Below are 18,528 nucleotides of genomic sequence, written 5' to 3'. Positions count from 1 at the left end.
CGCGAGGAGCTCATAGCTCACGCGGAGGTTGGCGGGGTGATTGATCGCTTTGCCATCGGCTGCGTGCAGGGGGCAGGGCTGACTCCAGCGGCCCTTCAGGCCGCAAGGCGTGTGCGGGTGCCGAAGAGGGCGGTGTAATTCGTAGCGATGACTTCCTCCAGCTCCGCCACTTCCATCCCACGCACTTGCGCGAGGAGCTCATAGCTCACGCGGAGGTTGGCGGGGTGATTGATCGCTTTGCCAGCGGCTGCGTGCAGGGGGCAGGGCTGACTCCAGTGGCCCTTCAGGCCGCAAGGCGTGTGGGGGTGCCGAAGAGGGTGGTGTAATTCGTAGCGATGACTTCCTCCAGCTCCGCCACTTCCATCCCACGCACCTGCGCCAGCAGCTCGTAGCTCACCCTGAGATTCGCGGGGTGATTGATCGCTTTGCCCTCCGCTGTGTGCAGCGGGTGGGGATTGAGTTCATCCGGCGGCCACATGTCGGGGGCGTCGGTTTCGGTGAGGAGGCGGTCCAGCGGCACGCTTTTGAAGACAGCGAGCTGGGCGGCTTTGCGCGGGTGGCCGAAGTAGGGGCTGATGGAGAAATAGGCACCGAGTTTGACGAAGCCGGGGATCATCTCGGCAGGGCCGCCATACGAGTGCAGCAGGAAGCCGCGCCGTGGCAGCGTGGCTTTGCGCAGGGTTTCCTCCAGCAGACCAAAGGCGCGCAGGCAGTGGAGGGTGGCGGGGCGGTCCAGCTCGACGGCGAGCGCGAGCTGCGTGTGAAAGCATTCGAGCTGGGCTTCGACGTCCGGGTTTTCAATCCAGCGGTCGAGGCCGATCTCGCCCACCACGGCCTTCGGATGATCTACCAGAAACTGCCGCAACGTGGTGGCCCAGTCCCCCGTGCGTTCTTTGACGTACCAAGGGTGCAGGCCGAACGCGGGGCGAATGAAGGTGTGCTGCCGCGCGAGCTCCGCCACTGCGGGCCAGTCTTCTTCGCAGGAGCCGTTCACGATCATCTCCGCCAGCCCGGTCTGCGGCAGCATGGCTAGGATCTGCCCACGCCACGGGTCGAGGCGGTCATCCTGGAGGTGATTGTGGGCGTCGTAGAGCATGGGGCAAAGCAGCCTTGTTCCTGCGGAACAAGGGAGCGCGTTGCAAACAGGAAAGCCAGCAGAAGTCCAGAGCGGGAACGGTGTGCGAGGCCGGGAGGTTTCCCTTGTTGCACAGCAACAAGGCTACTTTGGCAGGCACAAAAAAGCCCGCGCATGCCTTTCAGCACACGCGGGCGAATGATTCATCAGCGCCTCAGTTGTTGCCAATCATGAGCAGCATCGTGTCGCCTTTGCGCCACACGCGGAGGAGAACGGTTTTGTCACTGCCTTTGGCGAGGGTGCGGGCCTCGCCGGCATTGGCCACGGGCTTGCGGTTCACGTGGGAGATGACGTCGCTTTCTTCCACACCCATGGCAGCGGCGCGGCTGTCGGCATCCACCTTGGTGACGATGACGCCGTTGACGTTGTTGGGGATGTCGTGGCGCTCACGCAGAGCCTGGCTGAGGGTCTGGACGGTGACGCCGGAGACGAGTTCGCTGACATTGTCCTGGGCCGCTCCCCCTGCACCGGGGCCGCTGCGTGGGATGCCGCGCTGCCCGCCGCTGAGTTCAGACAGGGCCTCTTCAGGGAGAGCTTCCAGCGTGGCGTTCATGGTGAAGCGTTTGCCACCGCGCATGACGTCGATGGGGATCTGACTGCCGGGCTTAGTGCCGCTGACGATGAGGCGCAGACGGCTGCTGCTGTCCACACGCTGGCTGTTGATGGCAACGATGATGTCTTCCAGCTGGATGCCTGCCTTTTCGGCGGGGGAGCCTGCGCCCACCATCATGACGACTGCGCCGCCCTGCTCTTTAAAGCCGAGGCGATCTGCGAGAGCGCCGTCGAGATCGGTGATCTGCACGCCGAGGAAGCCGCGCTGCACGGTGCCGTCGTCCAGCAGATCTTCAACGATGTGAAGCGCCATGTTGATGGGGATGGCAAAGCCGATGCCGGCATTCATGCCAGTGCGGGAGAGGATGGCGGTGCTGATGCCGATGACGCGGCCCATGGCATCCACCAGCGGGCCGCCGGAGTTGCCGGGATTGATCGAGGCGTCGGTCTGAATGAAGTCTTCGTAGCCCTGGACGCGGCCGCCACGGCCATTGCCCTTGCCGACGATGCCTTCATTGCTGCGGCCCAAGGCGCTGACGATGCCCAAGGAAACGGAGCGGCTGAGCTCCATCGGCGCGCCGGCAGCGAGCACGATGTCGCCGACGCGGAGCTTGGAGCTGTCTCCCAGCGTGGCGGGAATGAGCCCGGTGGCGTCGATCTTGATGAGAGCGACATCGGTGAGGGGGTCCGTGCCGACCACCGTCGCGCGGTAGGTTTTGGTGGAGCCATTGGCATCCACATCCACGAGGATCTTTTTGGCATCGGCCACGACGTGGTTGTTGGTGATGATGTAGCCGTCGGTGCTGATGATCATGCCGGAGCCAACGCCCTCGGACTGATGGGACTCATCATCCGCAGGGGGCTGCGGCTGGCGCTGGGGCGGCTGCTGCTGGCCACGGCGGCGTGGGGCGGGTGCGGGCTCTTCGTCCTCGTTCATGCCGCCGAAGGGGTCCTGGCCCTGGCCATCCTGACCGCCGGGGGCACCAAAGAAGCGGTAGAAGAAGGGGCGGAGCTGCGGCGGGATCTGATCCACGTCCGGAGCCTTGATCGGCGCGGAGGAGTGGATGGTAACGACACTGGGCAGAATCTTTTCGACCACGCTGGCATAGCTCATCTGCAACTGGCCGTTGTTCGGCAGGGTGGTGGAGTCACGCTGGATCTTCGCATTGAATTCCGCCGTCAGAGGCCCCTTCGCATCCGCAGGTGGCATGAGGGTCGGCGGTGACACAGGCTGCGTTGATGCGGCAGGCGGCAGTGTACCCGGCGGCAGTGCGCCAGGCTGCTGAGCCTGGAGAGAGGGCAGTCCTGCCGCCAGCATGCCGGCACAGGTGAACGCGATGCAGATGCGTGGTTGAGTCTTCATGTGTGGGCGTTTGGGTGGGGATTTTTCAGCGTCTCGGGGGGAGAGCCTGTCTTTCAGACGTAGTGGCCGTGGGAATGTTGAACATATTTGTGCGAAAGAAAGGGACTCTTTCACATCTCAAACCACCGCTACAAGGAGCCGTTGCGGGGGCGTTTTGGTCTGTTCCGTACTACGGCGCTCGCGCTCGAAAGAGCGGATCTATTCATCGCGGTCACCTGGAAGCAGCAGAAATTTCCAACACGAACAGCGGGATCGCTCTTGATGTAGGTTGGGTGTGTTTGGCGTCGAAGGCACGGCGATGCCCATAGCCATCTCCGCCAAACCGCCCGACTGCGAGTACGTTCGCATGCCAGTGTGCTTGCGGTACGCTGATAGACGGGCGGGCTGTCGCCACACCCATCCTACGACCGCGCATGCCGCGCCCGATTTTGAACAAGTCGCTTATTTACGCGCTTCTGCGAGGGCCTTGTCCATCACTTCCTTGAGGGAGACTTCCGCGCCGTTGCGGCGTTTGCTCTCGTCGGCAGCCTCCATGAAGGCGTAGATTTCCAGCGTCTCCTCCGGTGAAACAGGAGCGATGCCGGTGCGGAAGAAATGCACGATGGAGTAGAGCAGCGGATCGTAGCCGTCGTAGGTGCCGATGGCGGCCTCGCCTTTCTCGCCGACGGCCTTGCCGCCATAGCCCTTGGCTTCGGTGAAGGTGCCGCTGCGGCCGCCTTCCCAGGTGCCGGTGACGGTGATGCGGCTGACGGTCTGCTTGGTCTCCTTTTTGGTGACTTTGTCCACGGTGGTGACTTCTTCCATGACGGTGCCGCGCTTCACGCTCTGGCAGCCGGTGCCCATGACGGTGAAGAGGGACTCCACGCCGTGGATGCCGTACCAAAACAGATCCGGGTGGTGCTCTTCCAGGCTGGCAGGGCTGGTGGTGCTGGCCTCTTTCACCTTGCCAATGCTGCCGCCACGCACCGCCTGCGTGCCTTTGCCAAAGCGCAGTGAGGACGAGGAAAACACGGGAATGCTGGCCTTCTTCGAGGCATCGAAAATCTTGATCACATCCACCAGCGAGCCTGCGATGGGCTTGTCGAGGAAGACCGGCTTGTGCGCCTCGATGCAGGGCAGCACCTGCTCCAGATGCACGCGGCCGTCATTGGATTCGAGGAAAACGACGTCCACTTTGTCGAGCAAATCATTGATGCTGGGCACGATCTCCACGCCCATGGCCTTGACCTTCTCCGTGTACTCCGGCACGCGCATGGTGCTGCCCTCGATGTCCTTCGACCCCTGCGGATAGGCGGCGACAAGACGCACGCCCATCACCTCCGGCTGCTGCGGCTTGGCGTTCAGCGTCTTGGTGAAAGCCAGCACATGGGAGGTGTCGAGGCCGATGATGCCAGCGCGGATGTTCTGGGCGCGGGCATTGAGAGAAAGCAGCGCGGAAGCGCCGATAACGAAGAGCAGGGTGCGAATCATGGCCGAGGACTACGCCGCATCTGGCAGGGCCTTTCGGGGCGGTTTCTGGGGAAAAGCGGGCTACGTAGGAGAAACCGTACCTGAGCAGCACAAAAGGACTGAAACAGGTGCGAAAAGGAGAGGGGCAACGCAGGTCTTAACGTGCCTGCAAGTTCCCCACCTCATCTCTGAGAGTGGAAGAGCTACTCCTTCGTCACCGCCTCATCCAAATTCAGCAGCATGAGGCACAGGCTCGTCCATGTGGCGTGCTCGATGGCAGGGATGGATTCATCACGCTTTGACTCTCCCACGGCGAGCAACAGGAGCGCCGCCGGAAGATCCGACTGCTGCTGCCGCAACTTGCCAAGCTGTGCCTTCAGCAGCGCTGCTTCCGCCTGGGTCGGCCCGCGGCAGGTGACGAGACGAAACGCCTGCACGAGCGCCGCGTCCTCGTTTCCACGATTTGCCAGCAGCACGCGCTGCGCCAGCACACGCGCGGCCTCGACGTAGGTCACGTCGTTCAGCGTCACCAGCGCCTGCAGCGGCGTATTCGTGCGGGTGGCTTTGATCACACAGGTCTGCCGCGCGGCATTGTCGAACAGCATCGTGGGTCCCACGATGCGCCGCCAGAAGATGTACAAGGTGCGGCGGTAGAGCGCATCGCCGTGATCCTGCACGTAGCTCTTTTTGCCAAAGGTCGCCTCCTCCCAGATGCCCTCGGGCTGGTAGGGTTTGACTGCGGGGCCGCCAAGCTTGTCCTGCAGCAGGCCGGCCACCAACAAGGCCTGATCACGCAGCATCCACGACGGCATGCGGAAGCGCGGCCCGCGCGCCAGATAGCGGTTCTCAGGATCGATCTGCGCATCGGCGATTTTCGAGGATTGCTGGTACGTCTCGCTCGTCACGATCAAACGCAGCAGCGCCTTCACATCCCAGCCGCTGTCGATGAACTCGGAGGCCAGCCAGTCGAGCAACTCGCGCAGGGGTGGCTCCTCGCCCTGCAAACCGAAATCCTCCGCCGTCTTCACCAGTCCCACGCCAAAGAAGGCCTGCCAGAAGCGGTTCACCGTCACGCGAGCGGTGAGCGGATTGTCCCGGTTCACGATCCATTCCGCGAGGCCCAGGCGATTGCGCGGCGCGTCGGGCTTCATCGCAGGCAGGCTCGCGGGCACGTTGAAACGGACCTGCGTGGTGCTGGCTTTGTCATACGCGCCCTTCTCCAAAACAAAGGTCTCACGCAGCTTCGGAAGCGTGTCCATGACCATCACCTTGGTGACGGCGTTGGCGGCTGAAACGCGTGCGCGCACTGCGGCGAGGAGCTTTTGCAGGTGCTTCGTGTACGCAGCGTCCTTGCCCTTGAAATAGTTCACCGCCTCCAGCAGCGGATCCACGCCTCGATTCTTTGGCTCCGTCTTGGCGATGTAGCTCGGCAGGTTTCCTGGCAGCTTGATCGCATCAGATTCCGTCAGCGGTTTGCCAGCCGGACGCGGCCATTTTTTCAACTCAAAGGCTTCCAGTTCCGCTGCGACTTGATTCACTTTTTCCGTCGTCGCCTTCACGAGTTCGAGCTCGGCAGGCGTCGAGATGTCCAGCGCCGGTGCAGCCTGCCCGCTGCGGCCTTTGCCGTCCTCGCTCGTCTGGTTGAAGACGTCGTAGAGTCCGTAGTAGTCACGCATGGTCAGCGGATCGAATTTGTGATCGTGGCACTTCGTGCAGCCCATCGTCAGCCCCAGCCACACGGTGCTGGTCGTCTCCACGCGGTCCATCACATTCTCCACGCGCGTCTCTTCGGCGATGCGCCCTCCCTCGCCATTGATCATGTGATTGCGGTTAAATCCCGTGGCCAGCTTTTGCTCCGGCGTTGCATCCGGCAGCAGGTCGCCGCCAAGCTGCCAGATCGTGAAACGGTCATAGGGCATGTTTTCGTTGATGGCCTTCACCACCCAGTCACGCCACGGCCACATGGTGCGCTCGGGGTCGCCCTGGTAGCCGTTCGTGTCTGCATAGCGCGCTGCGTCCAGCCAGTCCCAGGCCCAGCGCTCACCGAAGCGCGGCGAATCCAGCAGGCGCGCCACGGTCTTGGCATAATCGTTCTTCAGTTCGCCCTCAGTCGGCGGCAGTCCGGTGAGATCCAGCGACACACGGCGCAGCAGCGTCACCGCATCGGCCTTGGGCGCAGGCTTCATCCCCTTCTCCGTCAGCTTGGCGCGCACAAAGGCATCGATGGGATGCTGCTCGCCCACGTCCGGCACCTTGGGTCGTTCGATCTTCTTGAAAGCCCAGTGCGTTCCCCACTTCGCCCCTTCGTCGATCCACTGCTTCAGCAATTGTTTCTGCGCATCCGACAGCGTGCGGTTGCTCTTGGGCGTGGGCATCACCTCATCCGGGTCCGTGCTCAGGATGCGCTCGATCAGCGTGCTCTCATGGCTCTTGCCCGGAAGAATGGCCGCCACGCCGTCCTTCACCGCTTTCGCCTCCTGCTCCACATCCAGCCGCAGGTCCCCTTTGCGCTCCTTCGCATCCGGGCCGTGGCAGAAGTAGCAGTTGTCCGAAAGGATCGGCTGGATGTCGCGTGAAAAATCAATCGCCGCCGCAGGAAGAGCGGAGCCGAGGCTGAGGAGGACACAAAGGACGCGCATGATGGGACGAACTGAGCATACGAAGTCCGCAGGTTCAGTATTGCCAAACACGCATGGCAGAACCAAGCATGCCCCATGCACATCCCGACCCTCATTGAGCACAAGCGCGATGGCGGCGTGCTCACGGCCGAGGAGATCCACTTCGTCATCTCCGCCTTCACGCGCGGGGACATGCCGGACTACCAGATGAGCGCCCTCGCGATGGCGATCTTCTTCCGCGACATGACCACGGAGGAAACCGCCGCGCTCACCGAGGCCATGCTGCACAGCGGCACCATGCTGCTGTGGAATGACCACGACCCCATGCGCGTGGACAAACACAGCACCGGCGGCATTGGCGATAAAACCTCCCTCATTCTCGCACCCCTGCTCGCCTGCGACAACGTGTGGGTGCCGATGATCTCCGGTCGCGGTCTCGGCATCACGGGCGGCACGCTTGATAAACTCGAAAGCATCCCCGGCTTTCGCACCCAGCTCAATGAGGTGGAGATTCATCACCTCATGGACCGCGTCGGCTGCGCCATGGTCGGCCAGACCGCCGGCATCTGCCCTGCGGACAAAAAACTCTACGCCCTGCGCGACGTCACCGGCACTGTGCCGAGCGTGCCGCTCATCACCGCGAGCATCATGAGCAAGAAGCTGGCCGAAGGTCTGAACCGCCTCGTGCTGGATGTGAAGTGGGGCTCCGGCGCTTTCATGAAGACGCAGGACGAGGCGCACCGACTCGCAGAAAGCCTGGTCACCGTCGGTCAGGCCATGGGGGTGCGCTCCAGCGTGCGCCTGAGCGAGATGAACGAACCCACGGGAGAGTCCGCCGGCAATGCGCTGGAAGTCGCCGAGTGTGTGCGCTGCCTGAAAGGCGAAGGTCCGCAGGATCTGGAGGACATCGTGCTCGATCTCGCGTCCGCCGTTTCCATTTCATCCCGCTCTGATCTGGCCGCCATCCTGCACAGCGGTGATGCGTGGCGGAAGTTTCGAGAGATGGTCGCTGCGCAAGGAGGCAACGTGGACGCGCTGGAACGGATGGACACCGTGCATCGCGCACCGTTTATCGGGGAACTCAAAGCCACCGCCAGCGGCACGCTGACGCGCATGGATGCCGGAGCCATCGGCCAGGCCGTCCTCGAACTCGGCGCGGGCCGCTCCAAAGCGGCTGACGCCATCGACTTCGCTGTGGGTTGCGATCAAATCGCCAAAACTGGCACCCACGTGCAAACCGGCGATGTACTGCTGCGCGTGCATGCCCGCACCAAAGGCGCGCTGTTTCGCACGCTCGACGTTTTGGCGGAGTGCATCGACATCGTTTGAAAAAGCACTGAATGACTTCACACCGCAGAGATTGTTCTGATAAAAAATTCTGCGGCGTTCCCTTCTCTGCGGTGTGAAATCAATGTCTCCTGACGTTTGCCTCCCATGAACCGCCGCCGCTTCCTCCAGACCACTACCGCCGCCGCACTGCTGCATGAATCTGTTCAGGCCGCACCGCCTGCGACGCGCATCATCGACACGCACACGCATTTCTATGATCCCTCCCGCCCTGGTGGCGTGCCGTGGCCGAAGCAAGGCTCGCCGCTTTATCGCACCGTGCTGCCTGCGGACTGGCTCGCCGTGGCAGCACCGCATGGCGTCAAGGAAACCGTCGTCGTCGAAGCCAGCCTGCTCGTGGAGGACAACCAGTGGATACTCGATCTCGCAGCGAAGGAGAAGTGCATCGTGGGATTCGTGGGCCATCTCGATCCCGGCGCTGAATTCGCTGGCCATTTGAAACGCTTCGCCGCCAATCCCATCTTCCGGGGTGTGCGCTGGAGCGGTGCTTTTTTGCAAGATGCAGCAAAACAAGACTCAGTGCTCGCCGGAGCCAAACAGCTCGCTGAACACGGGCTCGAACTCGACTTGAACGGTTCTCCCGCCTACCTGCCCCATGCCGCAAAACTCGCCGCTGATGTGCCCGACCTGCGCGTCCTCATCAATCACCTGGGTGCCTCCGACGATCCGCAGTCCCTGCGCCCCGAATGGAAGGACAACATCCGCACCGTGGCGAAACAGCCGAACACCTTCATGAAGGTCTCCGCCCTCGTGGAGCAGGTGAAGTGCGAGTACGGAAAGGCTCCCACGGACACCGCCTACTACCTCCCCATTCTCGACCACCTGTGGGAAAACTTCGGCCCCGACCGCCTCATCTACGGCAGCGACTGGCCCGTCTCCGACAAAGGCGCGCCGTATGAGGTCGTCTTCAAAATCGTGGACGAATACTTCCGCGCCAAAGGCACGGAAGCCTGCGAGAAGTACTTCTGGAAGAACTCGAAGGAGGCGTATCGCTGGGTGTCGAGACAGTGATCTATTTGAAGTCCACAGGGCTGGCTAAACAGGCGGTGCTCGGTGTCTAGACACTTCCAAGCCGCCGCCTGCGCAGCAGGAATAGCAGGCCCACGGAGGCAATCAGCACGCTGCCGCCGGGTTCTGGCACAGGCGCGGTGGTGATGTTGAGGTTTGAAATGGTGGCAAAGTCGGTGCCCAGGCTCAGAGCAGTGGCTCCGACGGTGGCATCGCCGATAAACCGCACACCAATCGGACCGCTGGGAGCCGTGCCGTCCAGAAGATAGTCCAGATTCACCGTGCCTGTCGTTACCCCTGAGCCAAGCAGTCCGGCAATGTTGATCTGCGTGGTGTTGTTGCTGCTGGTCAGTGTGTTCCCCAGGCCGTCGATCAGTTCAAAGGTGAAGCTCGGGTTCAATCCTGCCACGGAACTGAGCAGGCCGTTGTTGCCATCCACATCAAAGCTGATGCTGTAATGGGTGTTGGGCGTGTAGTTGAGCACATCTCCAGGAGTGTCGAAATAGGCCACCGCCTGCCATCCGTAATGGATGCTGGTGCCAACACCCAGAAGGCCGAGCAGGGAATTGTTGTCATTGCTGATCTGGAACTGCAGGGCCGAGCCATTCAAAGCCACCTGCGCAGCAGACTCCGTCAAGCTTAGGAGAATTGTCGCATTGGCACCTCCCTGGGCGGTGAGATCCCACAGTCCCCGGGTGGCAGTGGTGGAGCCATTGGACAGGGTGATCGAGAGCAGTCCTCCCCCCGGGACGTCGTAGGTGACGGGACTGGAGGAAGGGAAAATCGAGTTGTAGCTGCTGTCGGTGCCAACGAGTGGCGTTTGGGCATTAAGTGTTAAAATGGTAAAGTAATTAACTAAACAAAATAAAATAAAATTGTTGGTTTTCATAAGTATGTGGAATTAGACTAGTACTCTAATAGCTTAGTTAACCTCGACCGTAGTAAACTAAGATTTAATTTAGAAGAGGATGAGGCGAATGAACCTTTCCGCCGCATCGGTTGTGTTTTACCGCTTGGCTTTGACGCTGAGCCTCTTACGTCGATAAGCTGCCCCACATGCAATCCCACCCCCTCCGCACCTCCGTCATCGGCAGTTACCCGTTTCCTGGCTGGCTGGAGTTTTCAGCGCGGCATCTCGCGGAGTTTGGCAGCGCGGACATTGCGGAAATGCAGGATGACGCCGCGCAGGTGGCCATCCAGGATCAAATAGCCTCCGGGCTCGATGTCATCACGGACGGGGAGCAAACGCGGTTTGATTTCAATCTGTCGTTCTACGGTTTTATCGAGGGCATCTCACTCGAACCATCCAGCCCGCGTCGGTTTGGGCCGCCGGCACATGATCAGCGTGGCAAACATGAAGTCGTGGGCGAACTGAGTGCTCCGCGCGGGCTGGGTGTGGTGGAGGAGTTTGAGCGTCTGCAGCGCCTGGCTGCGCACACCGGCAAGCGATTGAAGGTCTCTGTGCCCGGGCCTTACACGCTCAGCGGACGGCTGGCGCCGAATGCCCAGTACAAAGACCGCTACGCCATCACGGAGGCACTGCTGCCCATCGTGAACCAAGAGATCGCCAACCTCGTGGCGGCGGGTGCGGAGGAAATCTGCGTCGATGAGCCGAGCATGAGCTGCTACGGCTACCGCGAGGACACGAAGCGCTTCGTGGACATCTTCAACCGCACCGTGAGCAGCGGCTATGGCAAGGCACGCATCTGCACGCACTTGTGCTTTGGCAATTTCAAAGGCCACCCGGTCGGCTGGCGCAAATACGCGCCGCTGTTCCCCGCTTTCCTCGACCTGCACTGCGACGAGGTGCACGTGGAGATGGCGAACCGTGAATACGCTGAGCTGGAAGTCATCAAGCCGATGGCCGAGCGCTACGACGTCGCCGTGGGCATCATCGATGTGAAGAGCTACCACATTGAAACGCCGGAGCAGATCGCCGATGCCGTGCGTGCCTGCTTGAAACATGCGCCTGCTTACAAACTGGTGTTTGCGCCGGATTGCGGGCTGAGTCAGACGGCGCGCTGGGCGGCGAAGAAAAAGCTGGCCAGCATGGTGGCGGGCGTCGGAATCGTGAAACGGGAACTGGGGCTGTGAACAAAAGCACTCATGAGCTTTAGCTCAATGTCTGGCGGACTTGGGCGAGGCGGCGCCCTCTCCAGAACGAACTAAAGTTCGGGAGTACTTTCTAGCCCATCTTCACCACACCCACCGTCGTGTTGTCCTGACGGTCGTCGTTGATGCGGCGGATGGCGAAGATGATCGCGTCGGAGATTTTGTCCGCCGTGGTGTGCTTGCCGAAGCTGAGGAGTTCCTCGAGTGCCTTGTGGGTGAGCGTGAAGATGCCATCGCTCGCAGCGATGATGATGTCGCCTTTCTTCAGGGTCCAAGGCTCTGAGGGGGTGTCGATCATCGCCAGCGGCATGCCGAGCAGAGCTGCCTGGAGCGTGTGGCGGTCGGGATGATTGGCGGCTTCTTCGCGGGTGATCTCGCCCCGATCAGCACGGGCGTCGATCAGCGGGGAAAGGCTGTGGTCGGCATTGAGGCGGATCAGTTCGCCATCGCGGAAGAGGAACAGCGGGGAATCGCCCACGCTGATCCATTCCATCGTCTTCGGCGTGATGAGTACGCCCACCATCGTGGTGCCCATGGGTGGAGCCACGCTCGGCATGCGGCTGGTGATGATGCCGAGGGTTTCATTCGCCGTCTCGACAGCGTGCTTGAGCTTCCAGGAAGGTGGGCCGTCCTGCTCATGGTAGGCGCGCACAAAGGCGTTCACCCCAATGTAGCTGGCCACGCTGCCACCGGCATGCGCACCGAGTCCGTCGCCAATGACGAGGAGCAGGCGCTCAAGGCTGCGCTCCTCAGGCTCGGCGGCGTCAGCAAAGGCATAGTAGTCTTCCTGATTGTCGCGACGACCCCGATACTGCCGCGCGGCAAAATCCTGCTCCTGAATGAACGCAGGCGGCTGGGAGTCAAACAGGGGGACTCGATCGGTCAGGACGGTGGTGGTGGCGCTCACTCGGCAGAAAACTGGTAAATCGTGGTGCTTTGAAAAGATTCACCCGGACGCAGGGTCACGCTGGGGAAGCTCGGATGGTTCGGACTGTCGGGATAATGCTGCGTTTCAAGGCAGAAGCCATGACGCTTTGCATAAATATGCCCTCCTTTACCCGACACGCCATTGAGATGATTGCCGGTGTAAAGCTGCACGCCGGGCTCCGTGGTGCGCACGGTCATCACCCGACCACTGACAGGGTCCTTCACGCTGGCGGCCAGCTTCATGCCGCTGCCGGACAGGACGTAGTTGTGATCATAGCCGATGCCCTGAATGAGCGGTTTGAAGTCCGCGCCAATGCGTTCGCCAATCGTGTGCGGGGTGGTGAAGTCCAGCGGCGTGCCCTTGATGCTGACGCTCTCGCCTGTGGGGATGAGGTCGTCATCGGTGGCGGTGATTTGATCGGTCGGAAGCGTCAGTTCGTGGCCCAGAATGTCGCCGCCGCCTTCACCGGAGAGATTGAAGTAGGCATGATTGGTCAGGTTCAGCACGGTGGGCTTGTCCGTGGTGGCTTCGTACCCGATCTGCAATCCGTTGTCTTCAGTCAGGGTGTAGGTCACGGTGCACTTCAGCGTGCCGGGGTAGCCTTCCTCGCCATCGACGCTGGTGTAGCTGAGCGCCACGCCATTCGGGATCTCTTTCGCGGACCACAGCTTTTTGTCGAAGCCTTCCTTGCCACCGTGGAGCTGGTGCTTGCCGGAGTTGGCCGTCACCTTGTATTCCACGCCATCAAGCTTGAACACGGCATTGCCAATGCGGTTCGCATAACGGCCCGCGATGCAGCCGAAGAAGGGGTTCTTAGCAAGGTAACCATCCAGCGTGTCGAACCCGAGCACCACGTCAGCGAACTTCCCTCTTTTGTCCGCCACCTTGAGCGAGACAATGTAGCCGCCCCAGTTGGTGATCCTGGCCTCCATGCCGCTGGAGTTGCGCAGCGTGAAGAGCTTCACTTCCTCACCTGCCGGGGTTTTTCCCCAGACGTGAGATTCGACGCTGGCAGCGACAGACGAACCGGAGATCGACATGAGAAACAGGAAAAAGGTGGGTAGCGCGAGAAAGCGCATGGTTGAGCTTGGGGCGGGTTGGACGGCGAGTGTGACGGTGACGCTCCATTTCTGCAAGAAGGGATTCCACGCCTCGGGATGAAGTTTCTGGCCTGGGCCGCATGATCGTGTGTAACCTCCGCCGCTATCTTCCCCATGCAGGTGGTATCATGGACTCTACTACGCCCTCCCCAGATCCCTTCCACGGACTGAACCCCGCCGACCTGATGGCCTCAGCCGCCATGCCGACGGACGGTGGTGCCGACACGCTGCCGCTGTCCCGGCTGGATCTGCCATCGCTGGCGGAAATCGCCGCCGCTTTTCCTGATCTCGAAATCCTCGATCTCATCGGCCACGGCGGGATGAGCGCGGTGTTTCGTGCACGGCAGCCGAAGCTCGATCGTGTCGTCGCGCTCAAAGTGCTGCCCAAGTCGCTCGCGGCCACGCCGGGCTTTCCGGAGCGGTTCACGCGTGAGGGGCGGGTGCTCGCACGTCTCAGCCATCCCAACATCGTGACCGTGCATGACTTTGGCGAGAGCGGCGGCTTCTGCTTTCTCACCATGGAATACGTCGATGGCGTGAACCTGCGGCAGGCCATGCGTGCCGGGCGCTTCACGCCCGAGCAGGCGCTGAACATCATTCCCGTGATGTGTGAGGCCCTGCAATACGCCCACAGCCAGGGCGTGCTGCACCGCGACATCAAACCGGAGAACATCCTGCTGGATGCGAAGGGCCGGGTGAAAATCGCCGACTTCGGCATCGCCAAGATCCTCGATGAAAACGGCGACGGCGGGATGATGCTCACGCAAAGCGGCGCGAAGCTCGGCACCGCACCCTACATGGCACCGGAGCAGATCGAGCAGCCCGGCAGCGTGGACCACCGTGCGGACATCTACAGCCTCGGCGTGGTCTTTTACGAGATGCTCACCGGCGAGCTGCCGCTGGGCCGTTTCGCAGCACCGTCAGAAAAATCTGCTGTGAACGGCAACATGGACGAGGTCGTGTTTCGTGCACTGGCCAAAGATCGCGCCATGCGCCAGCAAAGCGCGGGCGAGTTTAAAACGCAGATCGAGGGCATCGCCTTCATGCCACCGCAGATGCGGCACTCGGTGGCCATGCGTTTCAGCAGTTTTGAGTACAAGTCCAAGCGCACGCTGTTTGGCAGACCGCTGCTGCATGTCGCGCATGGCATTGATCCCGCGACGGGCAGCAAGCGCACGGCGCGCGGCTTCTTTGCCTTCGGAGACCGGGCCATCGGCGTGGTGGCCTTTGGAGCTTATGCGCGCGGCTTGTTCGCCTGTGGTGGCATGGCCGTCGGGGTTGTGGCGCTCGGTGGGCTGAGTGTTGGTTTGATCTCGCTGGGTGGTGTTGCCATCGCGTTGCTGCTCGCCTTCGGAGGCTTGAGCGTGGGCTTGCTGGCCACTGGCGGCATTGCGCTGGGCTGGGATGCCGTGGGCGCTATCGCGGCAGGTGTGAATGCGTATGGCGGTCAGGTGTATGCGCTGGTGAGCGGCATGGGTGCTCGGGTCCATGCGCCTCATGTGATGAAGACACCGGCGGAAATGACGCCCATGCTGCTGCTGCTGGTGAGGATCACCGATCAAAGCGCCTTCCTGGCAGCCTGGATCTGGTTGCCCATGTTGTTTCCATCCGTGCTTGTGCCTTGGTGGGCGCGCAGGCAGCTCGAATTTGAAGCACTGGGTGGTGCCCAGCGTGCCACAGCATGGCATGAGCGACCCTCCCGCGTTCTCTGGCTTCTGCCCGCTTCGCTCCTGCTGTTTCTGGCGCTCGTCTGGATGACCCGCCACTGGTCCCATGCCGGCACGGCAGGCATGACCGCGCAGATGATCATCGCATCGGGGATCGAAATCGTTGGCCTCTTGCTTGCCGCTCTCAGCCTGCCGCTCTGGCTGCGGCTGGTGCCGATGAATTCCTTCTACGGCGTGCGGCTGCCTTCCACCTTTGTCTCGGATGAACGCTGGTATGAAGTGAACGCCGTTTTCGGCAAGCACCTCTTTGGCTGGTCGCTGACCGTCATCGCCGCAGGCATCGCGGGCTTTTATCAACTGCCACGCCATCAGGACGCCTACTCGTGGGCAGCGCTCACGCTGATTCTGGTCGGCGTTACCGCCTCGGTGGCATCCACGCTGGTGTGGATGCACCGGCATCCGGTGGGGCGTCCTGCCATCAAGCCTCATCGGCTCGTTCGTAACATCGAAGTCGCCATTCCAGTGATCGTGCTGATGTTTTTCATCCGCGCCTTCATCGGGGCCTCGTATTCCATTCCCCATGGAAATGTCCCCGGCGTCGCCCAAGGAAGTCGTTGGATCGCTTCCAAGCTCGATACCGGTTTCGCTTCGGAAGATCTCGTCGCGTACGCCCATGAGAGCGGTCAGACCTGGCTCGCGCGTGTCGTCGCCGTCGAAACGAAAGGACTGCTGCTGAAACGTGGCAGCAGTGTGGAGGAGTTCTTCATGCCATGGGACAAGATCATCGGGAAGATGATGTTTCCGTACTATTCGCCGGGGACGACGAAGGGAACAGGCAGTGCTGCTTCAGCGCCTCCCCCGCCGGTGGTAGAAGGGACGGCTAATGCTCTGGATCAACAGCCAGTGCTGCGTTTCACGCGGCTGGCCTTGAATGGCCAAGACTTCACGAATCCTGTTTACACCACGGAAGGAATCCCTGTGTCGGAGCTTGAGTACAAGCCTCTCCTAGCACATTCAGTTGAGCATCAAGTCGTCAATCAAAACAATGAATGCTGCTGGCTGCAGCTTTGGTTTGAGCATCCAGACTTTGATCCTCTTAGCGGCCTCCAGGTGGAGATCACCGATTTAGATGGGCAGGAGTTGAAGAACCGGGATCATGAATTCGGTGGGACCGCATGGTCTTCTAACCGTCCTACTCCATCCTTGCTGGCCGTTGTAATCAGTCCTGGCAGGCGTGGTGGCCTGCCTTCAGCAGTGCGGGTGGTCCTTCGGTACAGCATTGGCAGATGGGCTAAAGGTCCAACGCTCCCCCCAGACTACCATGGGGGGATGAGCTTTGGTGACCAATGCCTCCTGGCAGCAATTGGAGACAGTCCAGACCATCGAGTTTTCGTGTCCTGGTCCAAGTCAGCAGAAGACAGCACGATCTACGATGCGATTGCCATACTCAAAGACGGCCGCAGGCTGGGATCGTCCGGCCGCTCCGGTAGCAGCAGTGGCAGCACGAAGGTGGAACGAGTCGATTTTAAAGCTTTGCTGCGTGAGGTGGCTTCCTTTCAGATTCGCAGTCGCAAAGTGCGGACCGTCACGTTTGATCAAGTGATCTTGCCGCCGCTTCCATGACCTCCTCCTTTCACGACACCCGCTGGACGCTCGTCTCCCGTTCGCGCGGTGGAGACACTCAGGCGAAGGCGGCGCTCAGCGAATTGTGTGAGGCGTACTATGCGCCGGTGGTGGCCTTTCTGCGGCGGGATGGGCGTGCGGAGGATGTGGCACGGGATCTGGCGCATGACTTCTTTGCCAAGCTGCTCGCGGGTGGGACCATTGATGGCGCTGATCCTTTGCGTGGGAAATTTCGCAGCTACCTGCTCATGGTCTTGAAACGCTTTGCAGCGAATCAGCGTGATCGCGAACATGCGGCCAAGCGTGGCGGTGGGCAGATTCATTCCGTGATCGACGGCGTGTCTGACTCGACTGGCGCAGGGCTGCAAATCGCTGACGTCAACGTCGAAGCACCTGATGCAGCGTTTGATCGCCAGTGGGCGCTGACCTTGCTCGCACGTGCACTGGGACGTCTGGAGTCTGAGATGCGTGAGGATGGCAAATTAGCGCATTTTGATGCTCTAAAATCCTGGCTGACGGCGGAAGCCGATGCGACACCTCAAGCTGATGCGGCCACGAAACTCGGCATGAGCATTGAGGCTGTGAAGGTGGCTATTCATCGCCTGCGGAAGAGATTCCGCGAGGCGGTAAAAGCCGAGATCGCGCAGACGGTGGGAGAGGCAGGAGACGTGCGCGAGGAACTGGACGCGCTGATGGCGGCGCTGAGAAAGTAGCCTTGTTCCTGAGGAACAAGGGAGCGCTCCGCAAACAGCCAGGAGGCCGGTAGGCCAAACCTGCCACCTACAGGCGAAGCCCGGCGCACCCCATGCCGCACGGCGGAAAAGATAGATCTACAGCGAACCGATGGCCATGGATGTGGCGGAGCGGTTCTTTGTTGCGCAGCAACAAAGCTACTTTTACGCTTCGCGATGGAATACCGCTTCTTTGCCCCTGCGGCGAAGACGGATGTCAGCCAGGGCAATCTGCCGCATTGGGAGCAGATGAACGCCTTCTACTTCATCACCTGGCGCACGGCGGATTCCCTGCCCAAAGCCGTGATGGATCGATGGCAGGTCGAACGCGACCAATGGCTGCGAACACGTGGCATTGATCCTGTCATCGAGGATTGGCAGCGGGTGTTTGAAATGCTGCCGGAGGCTGAACGGCAGGAGTTTCACAAGCTCTTCACGGTGCGCTGGAATGCCCTGCTCGATGAGGGGCACGGCGAATGCCTGCTGCGCAGGCCGGAGCTAGGCGGGATCGTCGAGGACAGCCTGCGGCACTTTGACGGCGAGCGGTATGAACTGGAGGCTTTTGTTGTCATGCCAAATCACGTGCATGTGCTGGTGGGAGTTTCAGGACGCGGCGAGATGAAAAATCACTGCCGTAACTGGAAGAACTTCACGGCGATGCAGATCAACAAGGCGCTTGGACGCACAGGCCAGCTCTGGCAGTGGGAGAGCTTTGACCACCTCGTGCGCACCCCCGCGAGCCTGGAAAAGTTTCGGGAGTACATCCTGAAAAATCCCATCAAGGCCCGCCTGAAGGAAGGGGAGTACCGCGCATGGGCGAAGCCAAAGTAGCCTTGTTCCTGCGGAACAAGGGAGCGCTCCGCAAACAGCCAAGAGGCACGGTAGTCCGAACAAA

Annotated in this window: 13 protein-coding genes; 6 read left to right on the top strand and 7 right to left on the bottom strand. The window is 61.2% G+C overall.

Annotation, left to right across the window (positions count from 1 at the left end):
• Positions 1-283: 283 nt before the first annotated feature.
• From PSV43_RS04785 to PSV43_RS04770, 4 genes are all read right to left on the bottom strand, one after another.
• Entirely contained in the window at positions 284-1,096 is an 813-nt protein-coding gene (locus PSV43_RS04785; RefSeq protein WP_300194325.1) for a TatD family hydrolase, read from the bottom strand.
• Between the two features lie 193 nt (positions 1,097-1,289).
• The gene (locus PSV43_RS04780; RefSeq protein ID WP_300194323.1) at positions 1,290-3,050 is read right to left on the bottom strand and encodes a trypsin-like peptidase domain-containing protein; all 1,761 of its coding nucleotides are present in this window, start codon (positions 3,048-3,050) and stop codon (positions 1,290-1,292) included.
• A gap of 441 nt (positions 3,051-3,491) precedes the next feature.
• The gene (locus PSV43_RS04775; protein WP_300194321.1) at positions 3,492-4,520 is read right to left on the bottom strand and encodes a Gfo/Idh/MocA family oxidoreductase; all 1,029 of its coding nucleotides are present in this window, start codon (positions 4,518-4,520) and stop codon (positions 3,492-3,494) included.
• Positions 4,521-4,702: 182 nt separating this feature from the next.
• The gene (locus tag PSV43_RS04770; RefSeq protein ID WP_300194319.1) at positions 4,703-7,138 is read right to left on the bottom strand and encodes a PSD1 and planctomycete cytochrome C domain-containing protein; all 2,436 of its coding nucleotides are present in this window, start codon (positions 7,136-7,138) and stop codon (positions 4,703-4,705) included.
• Positions 7,139-7,213: 75 nt separating this feature from the next.
• On the opposite strand from PSV43_RS04770, the gene PSV43_RS04765 reads away from it, so the two are divergent.
• Entirely contained in the window at positions 7,214-8,446 is a 1,233-nt protein-coding gene (locus PSV43_RS04765) for a thymidine phosphorylase (RefSeq protein WP_300194318.1), read from the top strand.
• 105 nt (positions 8,447-8,551) lie between these two features.
• Entirely contained in the window at positions 8,552-9,475 is a 924-nt protein-coding gene (locus tag PSV43_RS04760; protein WP_300194317.1) for an amidohydrolase family protein, read from the top strand.
• A 46-nt stretch (positions 9,476-9,521) separates the two neighbouring features.
• On the opposite strand, the gene PSV43_RS04755 is transcribed toward PSV43_RS04760, so the two are convergent.
• Complete coding sequence (locus PSV43_RS04755) at positions 9,522-10,361, bottom strand: PEP-CTERM sorting domain-containing protein (RefSeq protein ID WP_300194315.1); 840 nt, start codon at positions 10,359-10,361, stop codon at positions 9,522-9,524.
• Between the two features lie 167 nt (positions 10,362-10,528).
• Between PSV43_RS04755 and PSV43_RS04750 the strand changes: the two genes are divergently transcribed.
• On the top strand, positions 10,529-11,566 hold the full coding sequence (locus PSV43_RS04750; RefSeq protein WP_300194312.1) for a methionine synthase: 1,038 nt from the start codon (positions 10,529-10,531) through the stop codon (positions 11,564-11,566).
• 91 nt (positions 11,567-11,657) lie between these two features.
• Here PSV43_RS04750 and PSV43_RS04745 read toward each other — a convergent pair whose 3' ends face one another.
• Together PSV43_RS04745 and PSV43_RS04740 are read right to left on the bottom strand one after the other, a co-directional pair.
• On the bottom strand, positions 11,658-12,491 hold the full coding sequence (locus PSV43_RS04745; protein WP_300194310.1) for a protein phosphatase 2C domain-containing protein: 834 nt from the start codon (positions 12,489-12,491) through the stop codon (positions 11,658-11,660).
• Entirely contained in the window at positions 12,488-13,591 is a 1,104-nt protein-coding gene (locus tag PSV43_RS04740) for an aldose epimerase family protein (protein ID WP_300194308.1), read from the bottom strand. The genes PSV43_RS04745 and PSV43_RS04740 overlap by 4 nt, the downstream gene beginning before the upstream one ends.
• A 149-nt stretch (positions 13,592-13,740) precedes the next feature.
• Between PSV43_RS04740 and PSV43_RS04735 the strand changes: the two genes are divergently transcribed.
• The 3 genes from PSV43_RS04735 (at position 13,741) to PSV43_RS04725 (ending at position 18,464) form a co-directional block, all read left to right on the top strand.
• Positions 13,741-16,902, top strand: a complete 3,162-nt coding sequence (locus tag PSV43_RS04735) for a serine/threonine-protein kinase (protein ID WP_300194306.1) — start codon at positions 13,741-13,743, stop codon at positions 16,900-16,902.
• Positions 16,899-17,615, top strand: a complete 717-nt coding sequence (locus tag PSV43_RS04730) for a sigma-70 family RNA polymerase sigma factor (protein ID WP_300194304.1) — start codon at positions 16,899-16,901, stop codon at positions 17,613-17,615. Before PSV43_RS04735 ends, PSV43_RS04730 begins: the two co-directional genes overlap by 4 nt.
• 195 nt (positions 17,616-17,810) lie before the next feature.
• Positions 17,811-18,464 carry a transposase gene (locus PSV43_RS04725; RefSeq protein WP_300194302.1) on the top strand — a complete coding sequence of 218 codons (654 nt, stop codon included), beginning with the start codon at positions 17,811-17,813 and terminating at the stop codon, positions 18,462-18,464.
• Positions 18,465-18,528 lie beyond the last annotated feature (64 nt).

It is taken from the genome of Prosthecobacter sp., assembly GCF_029946185.1.
GTDB lineage: Bacteria > Verrucomicrobiota > Verrucomicrobiia > Verrucomicrobiales > Verrucomicrobiaceae > Prosthecobacter.
The sequence above is the reverse complement of the archived record's forward strand: the minus strand, read 5'-3'. Positions and strand labels throughout refer to the sequence as shown.

Coding starts and splice junctions, on each gene's coding strand:
- PSV43_RS04785 (WP_300194325.1), bottom strand. CDS start 1,096: ATGCTCTACGACGCCCACAATCACCTCCAGGATGACCGCCTCGACCCG.
- PSV43_RS04780 (WP_300194323.1), bottom strand. CDS start 3,050: ATGAAGACTCAACCACGCATCTGCATCGCGTTCACCTGTGCCGGCATG.
- PSV43_RS04775 (WP_300194321.1), bottom strand. CDS start 4,520: ATGATTCGCACCCTGCTCTTCGTTATCGGCGCTTCCGCGCTGCTTTCT.
- PSV43_RS04770 (WP_300194319.1), bottom strand. CDS start 7,138: ATGCGCGTCCTTTGTGTCCTCCTCAGCCTCGGCTCCGCTCTTCCTGCG.
- PSV43_RS04765 (WP_300194318.1), top strand. CDS start 7,214: ATGCACATCCCGACCCTCATTGAGCACAAGCGCGATGGCGGCGTGCTC.
- PSV43_RS04760 (WP_300194317.1), top strand. CDS start 8,552: ATGAACCGCCGCCGCTTCCTCCAGACCACTACCGCCGCCGCACTGCTG.
- PSV43_RS04755 (WP_300194315.1), bottom strand. CDS start 10,361: ATGAAAACCAACAATTTTATTTTATTTTGTTTAGTTAATTACTTTACC.
- PSV43_RS04750 (WP_300194312.1), top strand. CDS start 10,529: ATGCAATCCCACCCCCTCCGCACCTCCGTCATCGGCAGTTACCCGTTT.
- PSV43_RS04740 (WP_300194308.1), bottom strand. CDS start 13,591: ATGCGCTTTCTCGCGCTACCCACCTTTTTCCTGTTTCTCATGTCGATC.
- PSV43_RS04735 (WP_300194306.1), top strand. CDS start 13,741: ATGGACTCTACTACGCCCTCCCCAGATCCCTTCCACGGACTGAACCCC.
- PSV43_RS04730 (WP_300194304.1), top strand. CDS start 16,899: ATGACCTCCTCCTTTCACGACACCCGCTGGACGCTCGTCTCCCGTTCG.
- PSV43_RS04725 (WP_300194302.1), top strand. CDS start 17,811: ATGGAATACCGCTTCTTTGCCCCTGCGGCGAAGACGGATGTCAGCCAG.